Here is an 11,507-nt window from a genome sequence, read left to right as displayed (position 1 = left end):
ATCAGGCCATCCAGTGCGGCTTTCTTTTTTCAACAAAGGCGCGATGTCCTTCGCGACCTTCATCTTGCTTGTTTAGTCTGGAAAAAACATCTGCCGAAAACTCAATCATCTCATCATCAATTTGATGAGCCACCTTATGCATAATGTCTTTTGTTGCGGCACATGCCATAGGTCCACAACGTTCTACTTGTTGAATCACAGACTCTAATTTGTCTCTGAGGGCCTCGTTAGAATCGGCAAGGTATTGCGCTATGCCTAAGCGATATGCTTTTTCGCCATTAATCCTTTCACCGGTTAATGCCATTTGCTTGGCAGGTGTTAAGCCAATTCGCTGAACGACATAGGGAGCAATTTGCGCAGGTGCAATTCCTAATGTTGTTTCTGGCATGCCCAGTATTGCATCACGATGAACAAACGTAAGGTCTGCCAAACACGCCAAGCCAAAACCGCCGCCCATTGCCGAGCCTTCCACAACTACGATTAAGGTTTGCGGTAAGCCAAAAAATTTTTTAAATAGCTGCCCCGATCTAATATTTCTGTCACGCGCAGGGTCTAGGTGTTGAGCCGCCTGATCGGTTTGGTTTTTACGTTCTTTAATATCGCCACCGGCGCAAAAATGACCACCGGCACCTTGCAATATAACCAGACGAATTGCTGCCGACTTAGCTAAAAAATCGGCCATTTGATGCAACTCGCCATTCATCTGATCGTTCATTGCATTACGCCGTTCAGGCCTATTTAACGTAATGTATAGACGCCCGTTCACATGCTTTAGTAATAACGTGTCCACCTTGGGTAGATTAATCATTTTAAATCCTCGCCACGCCAAAGGTATTGGCATCTAATTTAGTTTCACGCCCTTGAACAACAATATCAATCAGCTCGGCAAGCAAACGACGACTTTTACGTGGGTCAATTATGCCTTCATCCCAAACCTGTGAGGTGCAATAAAATGCAGACGAAACACTTGAGTAGTAGTCTAAAATATCTTCTGTTTGCTTGGCTAAAAACGCTTCATCAATCGGCTTATTATTCGCTTTTTGTTTATTTTCATAAACAATGGACATCACCGTTGCGGCTTGCTCGCCCCCCATTACTGCCAAGGTATTAGTGGGCCAGGCAAATAGAAAGTCTGGCTCAAATGAGCGGCCCGACATAGCATAATTTCCTGCACCAAAGGCGCCACCAATATTGAGTGTTATTTTAGGCACAGTGGCATTCGCCACCGCTTGAATAAGCTTGGCACCATTTTTTATCATGCCATTTTGTTCATGCTCAATTCCAACGATAAAACCCGTAGTATTTTGTAAAAAAATCAGTGGTTTATTCGCTTGGCAACAGAGTTGAATAAACTGTGTCGACTTGCCGGCTCCCTTATTAGTAATAGGGCCATTATTTGCAATAATGCCACAATGTTGACCTTCGATTTCTGCAAAACCGCAGATAGTAAACGGATCGTAATTCGCCTTAAATTCAACAAAGTCAGAGTCATCAACCAAGCGTGCAATCACTTCACGGCTGTCGTAGGGTTTATGGTAATCAGCCGGCACAATGCCGCATAATTCATCAATATCGTATCGCGGTTCTTTATAAGTTTTTTCTGCCGTTGTGGTTAGGCGGTTATTCCAATTTAAACTTTTTACAATTTCTCGGGTCATTTCAAGCGCATGCGCATCATCTTCAGCTAGGTACTCGGCAAGCCCCGATTCACTAGCATGCATCTCAGCGCCACCAAGCTCTTCTTCCTCAGCTATTTCACCGGTTGCTGCTTTTAATAATGGTGGGCCAGCAAGATAAGCTCGGGCTTTATTTTTGACCATCACCACGTAGTCTGACATGCCAGGTATATACGCACCTCCTGCGGTAGATGCGCCATGCACTACCGTAATTTGCGGAATACCCGCGGCAGACGCCTGTGCTTGTGACATAAACCGGTGTCCGGCCAAGTTAAACCCAAGGTGTTGTAGAAATAAATTTCCTCCCCCGCTTTGCACTAAACAAATAAAAGGCAACCTAGAGGTACTGGCAATCTCTTGCGCGCGACGTAATTTTTTATACGCATGGGGCATGTTTGTCCCCCCTTTAATCGCCGCATCATTGACATACACCATACACCTTGTGTTTTCTACAAAACCGATACCAACAATAATGCCCGCACCATAAACATTTTCTTCGCCATCATCGTCATGTTGGCCTAGGCCAGCTAGCGTACTAAGCTCAATAAAACTGGCACCTGGGTCTAACAACATTTCTAAACGCCTTCTCGGTAATAACTGCCCTCTTTGCTCAAAGACCGCTTGCTTTCTTTGTGAGGCTAGATGCACCTTATTTTCGAGCTTATTTAACTGATCGATCAGCTTTAATAACTCTTTCCTATTGTTTTTAAAGCCATCGCTTCGGGTATTTACCTTACTTTGTATAACAGCCATAACGTTTACTTAGCTTAGTGATGATGGGTGAATACCCATCCGCTTTGAAACAATTTCAAGCATCACTTCGTTTGCTCCCCCACCGATTGAACACAAGCGCGTATCACGAAAAATACGGCTAATTAAGTTATCCCACATAAAACCTTGCCCACCCCAGTATTGCAGGCAGGCCGAGGGTATGGTTTGTCCTAATTGGCCAACTTTAAATTTAGCCATTGAGGTGAGCATATCGACATCTTCGCCGTTGATATACTTTTCACAAGCATGGTAGATAAGCGCGCGAACAGCCTGAATATCGGTTTGCATTTCTGCTAATTTAAAATAAATATCTTGATTAGCAATTAACGGTTTACCAAATGCTTTACGCTGCTTTGTATATTCAATCGTAATATCTACCGCATCTTGAACTTGACTCAGGTATTTAGACATCGCAAAAAAACGTTCTTCTTGAAACTGTTTCATTTGATATATGAAGCCGCGCCCCTCCTCACCGATACGGTTAGTAACCGGCACTCGTACATCATCAAAGAATAATGGTGCGGTGTCCGAGCTATGCGCACCTAGTTTTTTTAGGCGTTTACCACGCGTTACGCCTTTAGCATCCAGTGGCACAATGATTAGCGATTTATTTTTATGGGGCCCCTTATCGCCACCGGTATTGCATAACAAACAGACCCAATCAGCTTGCGTTGAAGTGGTAATCCACATCTTACTGCCATTAATAACGTATTCGTTACCAATACGGCGTGCTTGCGTTTTAATTGAGGCCACATCTGAACCCGCACCTTCTTCACTCACACCAATACAGCCAACTGATTCCCCTTTGATTGCTGGAACCAGAAAATTACGTCTTAATTCATCACTGCCATAATTTGCCAATGCAGGTGTGCTCATATCTGTTTGTACACCAATGGCTGTTGAAATTCCCGAGCAGTTAATTCGCCCTATTTCTTCGGCAAACACTAAGGAATAGGAATAATCTAATCCTAAGCCTCCCCATTTTTCTGCCTTATTAATGCCGAGAAGTCCTGCGTCCCCCATCTTTTTAAATAACTCATGAGCAGGAAAAATCCCGGCTTCTTCCCATTCATCAACAAACGGGGCAATATGACGCTCAACAAAAGTTGATACCGAGTCACGTAACATGGCATGTTCATGGTTAAACAACATAGTTAATTATTTTTATTATTGGGTTGTTCAGTATAAACAGAAAAATATCAAACTAACAACAGTTAGGTTAAATACTGCAATACATTTTAGATATTAGTGAGTGAGATCAATACTTATTTTTGGCAGGGTCGAAGGGATAACCTTCTATTGCAGAAAGACTTCAGATGCCAAACGAAAAAATTAAATTTGCAGATATACGTTATGAGTTAATAGCACAACACACCACTAATCCATTGATGATTACACAGATTATCGACGTTTATAACAGCAGTTTTTTATTAAGCGCGAGTCCCTGTGTAAAAACACAGGAACTCGCGCAAGCACTAGAGGTTTTAGACGCCGTCGAACGGTATGCTTAGCAACATTCAGCTAAATAGCACTTTGACTAACAAATTTTACAATTCTATAGGCATCCAATCCCTCATAGCCACCTTCACTTCCATAGCCTGATTGACGCCGTCCGCCGAGTGGTGAGTCTAGAAAAACAACTGGGTAACCATTAATACCCACTTTGCCCGAATCTAAATCGCTACCCAGCTTATCAATGGTTTCTTGCGAGCCACTAAATGCATATGAAGCCAGTGCAAAATCAGTATTGTTGGCTTTTTCAATCGCTTCATCATAGCTGCTAAATTTATTAATAATTGCAATCGGGCCAAAAGGCTCTTCTTGCATTATTCTTGCTGTTGCTGGCACATCGGCCAATACCGTCGCTTCATAAAAATTTCCTGGACGATCAAGACGTTTACCACCCGTCATTAAGCGCGCACCTTTACTCACGGCATCTTGAACCAAATCATCTATTTCAGCAATTCTACGTGGGTTTGCCAAAGGCCCCATTTGAGTATCGTTATCCAAACCATTACCAATCCGAAGTGCTGCAAATTTTTCTGTAAAACCTGTTAAAAATTTATCGTATACAGCCTCTTGCACAAAAAACCGTGTCGGAGAAATGCACACTTGTCCTGAGTTACGGCTTTTAGTCGTTACTGATAAATCAATTGCTTTGTCTAACTTCGCATCATCAAAAACCAATACGGGCGCATGACCACCCAGTTCCATCACACAGGGTTTTGCCTGATCTCCGGCTAACGCAGCCAGTTTTTGACCGACAGGTGTTGAACCGGTGAACGATATTTTTTTAATAACCGGTGATTCAATTAGTTTTTTGCTAATCAGCGAAGAATCACCCATAAGTATGTTAACCACACCTTTCGGTAAACCTGCCTTATCAAGTGCATCAACTACCGCCATAAATGAAACTGGGGTTTCTTTTGCGGGTTTAACAATAACCGAACAACCGACAGCTATCGCTGAGGCCATTTTACGCGTTGCTAATGAGGCTGGAAAATTCCATGCAGGAAAAGCCGCCACAGGACCTATTGGCTCTTTACGCACGGTTCTGTCTACAAAACCTTTTAACTCAGGCAAGGTGCGGTCAACATGGTCCGCAGCTGCCGTAGAACACCACTCCAATAGACATGCGCAATTTTCTACCTCGCCTTTTGAATCTGCAAGTGGTTTTCCATGCTCCATCGTCATACAACGTGCGGTGTGCTCAGCATTTTCACGAAGAATCGCTGCGGCACGGTGCATAATTTCAATTCGTTCGTCATAACTTGTTTTACGCCATTGTTCAAAAGCGGCTTCAGACGAAGCAAGTGCACGCTCAATCTGCTCTTCATCTGCGATAGGAAATTTAGCTAATACTTCATCTGTCGCTGGGTTTAGTACCTCACCATAGCGACTGGTTTGTGTTACCCACTCACCATCAATAAACAAAGCAGGTTGTGTATAGTCATTGTCTTGCATGTTTGTTCTCCAAATAATTATTTTAGTGTTCAATAACTTTAATAATGCCTTGCCTCATCCATACGAAGGACGAGCGCATCTAAAGCGACTACTTTATCAGCCATCGCACGTAGGGGGTTAATCTCAATACTTGCGACCGTCTCAGTTTTTTGCACCGCCAATACAGACAATCGACTCACCACCTCAGCAACTGCTTGTATATTGATCACAGCTTCGCCACGGGCTCCTTGAAAAATGCCCGCACCACGTAATGATGTCAACATTGATAAAGCTTTGTTTGGCGTAACCGGTGCCAACGACAAACTAAGGTCTTTTAAAACTTCTGTATAAATACCCCCGAGGCCAACCATGATAATCGGCCCAATTGTAGGATCCTGTTGCGTACCAACAATAAAATCAACGCCCTCTTTAATCATTGGGCTCACCAGAAGTCCTTCGATATTGGCCGTCGGTTCACGTTCAGCCACCGTTTTAAACATTGAATGTGCAGCCGTGCGCACAGATTGCTCGTTTAGCAGATCAAGTGCGACACCTCCGGCTTCGGATTTATGTGCAATATCGGCTGAAACAATTTTAATGGCGACAGGAAAGCCAAGCTCTTTAGCACATAGAACTGCCTCTTCTGCAGTGCTAGCAACCTTTTCTTTTAATACAGGGATACCCGCTTGTTGTATCAATCGTTTGGCCTGCGCTTCACTAATTTTTCCTGCCGGCCACTCGGTTGTTGGAATAGAGGGTAATACACTTTGATCTTCATTAACTGTTTGAAAGGCCGTATTAAACTTGGCTAATGCTGATAAGGCCGCAATTGCTCTTGAGGGGTCTTCAAAGAACATCATCCCCGCAGATTCATATTTTTCTTTAATACTTTCGCTTGACTGGCCAATCACAGCAAATGGTTTTTTATGCGTTTTCATACCCGTATCTAGGGCATCAAAAAGCTTATCTCCATGTGCTGGTGAGCCGACCCATGAGGTAAAAAATGCAACCAACAAGTCATAATGGCCTTCTTCGCACATGGCCGCTAAACTTTCACCCACTAAGGAAAAGTCATTAAGCGCACTACCGGTGACATCAATTGGGTTGCGCGGTGCACATAACGGATTTCTCGCAATAAGCTTTTTTTGTGCCTCTATAGGCATTGGCGGCACAGGAAGACCGACTTCCTCGGCGGCATCTGCCATTAGTACCCCTGCACCACCTGATACCGTTAAAATACCTAATTTATTGCCATTGGCAGGTGGCGAAATACTGAAGGCGTAGAGGATATCAAACATTTGCTCGGTTGTTTTCGCACGTTGCGCACCGTATTGATCAATTAGTGCTTGGAAGCTTGCATCGGAGCCTGTTAACGATGCTGTATGCGATTGAACCGCCTTTGAACCAACCTCGGATACGCCGACCTTCATAATAACAATCGCTTTACCTTTAGCATGCGCTTTTTCAAGCGCGCGAATCAATACTTTTGGCTTTTTAACCCCTTCCATATAACAACCAACGACATCAACTGTCTCTGAATCGATCAAATATTCCAGACACTCGGCCACCGTCAAATCTGATTCATTACCGGTGGATACCCATTTTGAAACCCCTAAACGCCGAGTTTTGGCCATCGTCAACAAATGTGTGCCGTATGCGCCCGATTGAGTAATCAGGCCAACGCGCCCGTTGATTGGAAAGCCCCCTTCCAAACCAGAGGTAAAGGTAGGACAGTTTCCGGCATCTCCATTGTATAAACCTAAACAATTAGGTCCAAGAATGCGCATACCGTAACGCTGCACAATGTGGTCCAGTTGAACTTGTAATAAATCACCCGCCTCACCTTGTTCAGAAAAGCCAGCGGAAAAAAGCACAACTGCCTTAACGCCCTTATCGCCACACGCTGTTAAAGCCTCAGCCACCAAATTAGCTGAAATAGCTAGTACCGCTAAATCAACCTGATCGGGAATCGATGTGATATTAGGGTATGCTTTTAAGCCTTGAATCTCCGTTCTTTTCGGGTTGACAGGATAAATACGTCCTTTAAAACCAGCCTTTAAATAATAGTCTAGCGGTCGCCCACCGATTCGCGCAGGGTTAGATGAGGCGCCAATAACCGCCACTGATCTCGGTTCAAATAGTGCTTTTAAACTCATAAACCTGCTCCTTTATGTATTCAACACCACAATTTATCGCGCGCTCTTTAAAAAAAACCAACCGTCTCATTTAAAAATTACGAGAAAAATTTATTTAAATTAAACCAATATAAACAGTAAGTTAAATAAACTATTTATTGTTATTTATTAGATTTTTTATTGAAAAAATTTTCTAACGCTGCTTGGTGCTCAGCGGTATGGTGAAACATCGCTTGATTTGCTGAACAAAGATCCAAGTGATCGGCATAACTTAAGCTATCGGTTGATCTTAGTAATCGTTTAGTGACCACGAGTGTTTCGCGTGATTTTTCTGCAATACTGCTTGCCAGTTCTGTTGCGGCTGTCATCAGTTGGTCATGTTCAACTAGCTTTAATAAAAGCCCCATTTCCAAGGCCTCTTGGGCAGCCACTGTTTTGCCCGTCAAAATTAATTCTGCTGCCTTTTGTGCACCTACGGTTTTACGTAACAACCAGCAGGCACCATCGCCAGGAATAACGGCTAAATTTAAAAATGAAGAGCAAAAACTGGCTCGTTCCGAGGCAATTCTAATGTCGCATAATAAGGCCATATCAAAACCTGCCCCGGCCGCCGCACCATTAACAGCTGCAATAATCGGTATTTCAATGCAGTACAGTAATTTAGATAAACTATGAATGCCTTTACGATAATTGTTTTGCAGCGCCAACTGATCACCTGCAAACATTTTTTCTCGATTGAGCATGTCTTTAACATTACCACCCGAGGAAAACCCTTTACCTTCACCGGTCAAAATACAAACCGATACAGCTGGGTTATCTTGAATACCCATAAAAACCGTTTTAACTTCTTCTAATAACGTAGGGTCCGTAATCGCGTTACGTGAGGCAGGGTCATTTAACGTCACCGTTGCAATTTTATTATTTATTTCTAATTTAACTGTTTTATAGCTCAATTTTTTATCCACTTAATAGCTGCAGGCTAGCAATAACGACGTGACACAATGCCACTGTCACGGGCTTGCTGTAACAAGCTTTCACGGTCATCGGGATGCGCAATGCTGATCAGTGCTAATGCTCTTTCACTGATGCTTTTACCTTTCAAATTAACAATACCAAATTCGGTCACAACATACATCGTATCCGACCTAGGTGTCGTCACGACGGTCCCCTCTTCTAGCCCGGGCACAATTCTAGAGCGAGGTTGGCCTTCTTTATCCATAAACCTAGATGAAAGGCAGATAAACGACTTCCCGCCTTTAGAAGCCACTGCCCCTCGGACAAATTGCAACTGCCCCCCAGTACCTGAAATTTGCCGATGACCATTACTCTCTGAGGCCACTTGACCGGTTAAATCCACTTGCAAACAGTTGTTAATAGAAATCACATTGTCATTTTGTGCAATTTTGTTTGTCAGGTTTGTTTCATCCACAGGAATGCTGACACACAATGCATTTTTATGAATAAAGTCATACGTTCTTTTGGAACCCAACGCAAAGGTATAGACAATTTGACCACGATAAGTTTGCTTGTAGTTCCCTGTTACTTTTCCTTTTTCAACCAGATCTACCATCCCATCAACAAACATCTCCGTATGAATCCCGAGGTCCTTGATAGTTGAATGTGCTAAAGCAGAACATACCGCATTTGGCATTCCACCAATGCCAATTTGCAAGCAACTTCTATCCTTTATCAGTGGCACAATATAATCAGCGACTTGCCGGTCAATATCGCTAATAGGTGCGCTTGGTAACTCAAATAATGGCGCACTATCACCTTGAAAAACAGCCGCTACCTCGCTGATATGAACGGTGTTTTCATTACCGTAACAAACAGGAATGGCGCTGGATGTTTCTATGATAATTTTTTTCGCTATATCACAACACGCTCGTGCAAATGTGTTGGAAACACCAAAATTAAAATAACCATGCTGGTCCATCGGTGATGTTTTTAATACCAACACATCTGTTTTTAAATATTCGCGATAGATATGCGGGCCTTCTCCAAAATTAAAGGGGATATAACTAACCACTCCTTGCTCAGATTTTTTTCTATCGTAGCCAGAAAAATGCCAATTTTGATATTCAAAGTGCTGTTGATCTGGGTCCTGTTCAATAATTTGCCTAGCAGCGACCGACAATGTACCTCTAACAATCACATCTTTTAATCGATCTTTCTGTTTGGCTAACTCAGTATCAAATATATCTGATTGCGTAACACTAAACCCATAATCAATGGTGTCGCCACTGTTAACTAACGCTACCGCTTCGCTAACGCTCACCATTTTTTCCTGAAGCATTTGTTGTACTGGCATGTATCCCCCCAAGCCTAACTATCTCTATATTATTTTTATAATGTTTTACCGAGTACGCTTCGTACTCAAAAAACTATGGTTTCATCATTGCACAATCACCAATAACTACTTTTGTCTCTCCAACCATACATACCGTATCTAATTTAACAATTTTCTTATCGATATTAATATCAGTAATGGTGACCGTCGTTTTAACCGTATCGCCAATTTTAACCGGTGCTTTAAACTTCATATTTTGGCCTAAATAAATACTGCCCGGCCCAGGCAATTTCATCGCTAATGTTGCACTAATAAAGCCTGCTGACAGCATGCCATGAGCAATTCGTCCTTTAAACATGCTTTGTTTGGCATATTCTTCATCAATATGAGCGGGGTTAAAATCACCCGTAATACCGGCAAATAAAATAATATCTGCTTCCGTCACTGTTTTGCTCATAGAGGCAGACTGCCCCACCTTCATTTCTTCAACACTAAACCCTTCTGACATTTTTATTCCTTTTATTTAATTAATCATTCTTTTTGAAACTTCTTCGAGCATTACCTCAGTAGCACCGCCGGCAATAGCTTGAATACGAGCATCACGATACATTCTTTCTATTGCACTTTCACGAACATAGCCAAAACCACCATGAAATTGAAGACAGTCATACATGACTTCATTCACCAGTTCACCGCAGTAGGCTTTCACCATAGAGACTTCTTTTATGCAATCAAGCCCTTGTGCATCTAACCAAGCAGAATGATAAACAAGTTGCTTACCCGCCTCAACACGCGCCGCCAATGCGGCTAAGCGCTGACGTATCGCTTGTTTATCAAATAGCACACCACCAAATGCTTTACGTGTTGTCACATAGTCCATTGTTAGCTCAAGCGCTTTAGAAGCCTCGCCCATTGACTGGGCACCTAACACAAGGCGTTCGTTTTGGAAATTACGCATAATGGAATAAAAGCCTTTATTAAGCTCGCCGATTATATTGTCTGCTGGCACGCGACAATTATCAAAAATTAACTCCGCAGTATCTGACGATAACCAACCCATTTTTTTAAGGTTTTTACCAACACTAAACCCCGGGGTGCCTTTTTCAACCGCAAATATAGTAATGCCGCGCGACGGTTTGACATCCATATCTGTTTTAGCAGCAACAAAAAACAAATCACCGTGTACGCCATTGGTAATAAACATTTTTGAACCGTTTATCACATAGTCATTACCGTCTTTTACTGCACGGGTTTTCATCGCAGCAACATCAGAGCCAACATCCGGTTCTGTTACCGCAACACCGGTAATTTTTTGTCCAGAGATAATCTCGCTCATGTATTTATTTAATTGCTGTTTATTACCAAAATTATCTAAATGAGGGGACGCCATATCTGTATGTACTAGCACCGTCACTGCTAAACCGCCAAAGGTTGAGCGGCCAAGTTCTTCAGCCAAAATAACAGACCCCAAAGCATCCATTTCACTACCACCATAGTCAGTTGAATAACGAATACCCAGAAAGCCTAAATCACCCATTTGCTGTAAAATTTCTCTCGGGATATAGCCTTTTTCTTCCCATTCATCAGCAACAGGCACTACCTTTTGTTCAACAAATCGTCGAATCTGATTGCGTAAAATCGTGTGCTCTTCAGAAAAATAAATTGAATTCATTCAATACCACTCCTAAGACT

Annotated in this window: 10 protein-coding genes; 1 reads left to right on the top strand and 9 read right to left on the bottom strand. The window is 42.6% G+C overall.

The features are described 5' to 3' along the window. Position 1: 1 nt before the first annotated feature. From CYCME_RS05925 to CYCME_RS05915, 3 genes are read right to left on the bottom strand one after another with little or no spacing between them, the layout of a single operon-like run. Positions 2-808 (bottom strand): enoyl-CoA hydratase/isomerase family protein, encoded by an 807-nt coding sequence (locus CYCME_RS05925; RefSeq protein ID WP_020932414.1) that lies wholly within the window; start codon positions 806-808, stop codon positions 2-4. Between the two features lies 1 nt (position 809). Next, positions 810-2,429: an acyl-CoA carboxylase subunit beta gene (locus CYCME_RS05920; protein WP_020932413.1), complete on the bottom strand. Its 1,620-nt coding sequence runs from the start codon at positions 2,427-2,429 to the stop codon at positions 810-812. A gap of 9 nt (positions 2,430-2,438) precedes the next feature. Next, positions 2,439-3,599, bottom strand: coding sequence for an acyl-CoA dehydrogenase family protein (locus CYCME_RS05915; protein WP_020932412.1), 1,161 nt, complete (start codon positions 3,597-3,599; stop codon positions 2,439-2,441). A gap of 164 nt (positions 3,600-3,763) precedes the next feature. On the opposite strand from CYCME_RS05915, the gene CYCME_RS05910 reads away from it, so the two are divergent. Then, positions 3,764-3,958, top strand: coding sequence for a hypothetical protein (locus CYCME_RS05910; protein WP_020932411.1), 195 nt, complete (start codon positions 3,764-3,766; stop codon positions 3,956-3,958). Between the two features lie 10 nt (positions 3,959-3,968). On the opposite strand, the gene CYCME_RS05905 is transcribed toward CYCME_RS05910, so the two are convergent. The 6 genes from CYCME_RS05905 to CYCME_RS05880 all read right to left on the bottom strand — a co-directional run bounded on the left by CYCME_RS05905 (position 3,969) and on the right by CYCME_RS05880 (position 11,487). Beyond that, positions 3,969-5,411 (bottom strand): NAD-dependent succinate-semialdehyde dehydrogenase, encoded by a 1,443-nt coding sequence (locus CYCME_RS05905; protein WP_020932410.1) that lies wholly within the window; start codon positions 5,409-5,411, stop codon positions 3,969-3,971. A 38-nt stretch (positions 5,412-5,449) separates the two neighbouring features. Next, the gene (locus tag CYCME_RS05900; protein ID WP_020932409.1) at positions 5,450-7,546 is read right to left on the bottom strand and encodes an acetate--CoA ligase family protein; all 2,097 of its coding nucleotides are present in this window, start codon (positions 7,544-7,546) and stop codon (positions 5,450-5,452) included. A 140-nt stretch (positions 7,547-7,686) separates the two neighbouring features. Beyond that, positions 7,687-8,478 (bottom strand): enoyl-CoA hydratase-related protein, encoded by a 792-nt coding sequence (locus CYCME_RS05895; RefSeq protein WP_020932408.1) that lies wholly within the window; start codon positions 8,476-8,478, stop codon positions 7,687-7,689. Positions 8,479-8,504: 26 nt separating this feature from the next. Beyond that, positions 8,505-9,836, bottom strand: a complete 1,332-nt coding sequence (locus tag CYCME_RS05890; RefSeq protein WP_041932913.1) for an acetyl-CoA hydrolase/transferase family protein — start codon at positions 9,834-9,836, stop codon at positions 8,505-8,507. A gap of 73 nt (positions 9,837-9,909) precedes the next feature. After that, complete coding sequence (locus CYCME_RS05885) at positions 9,910-10,323, bottom strand: MaoC family dehydratase (RefSeq protein WP_015006035.1); 414 nt, start codon at positions 10,321-10,323, stop codon at positions 9,910-9,912. 15 nt (positions 10,324-10,338) lie between these two features. Then, a complete protein-coding gene (locus CYCME_RS05880; RefSeq protein WP_020932406.1) occupies positions 10,339-11,487 on the bottom strand; it encodes an acyl-CoA dehydrogenase family protein in 1,149 nt (382 codons plus the stop codon). Positions 11,488-11,507 lie beyond the last annotated feature (20 nt).

This window comes from Cycloclasticus zancles 78-ME (genome assembly GCF_000442595.1).
Lineage (GTDB): Bacteria > Pseudomonadota > Gammaproteobacteria > Methylococcales > Cycloclasticaceae > Cycloclasticus > Cycloclasticus pugetii.
This window is presented reverse-complemented; position numbering and strand designations above follow the sequence as displayed.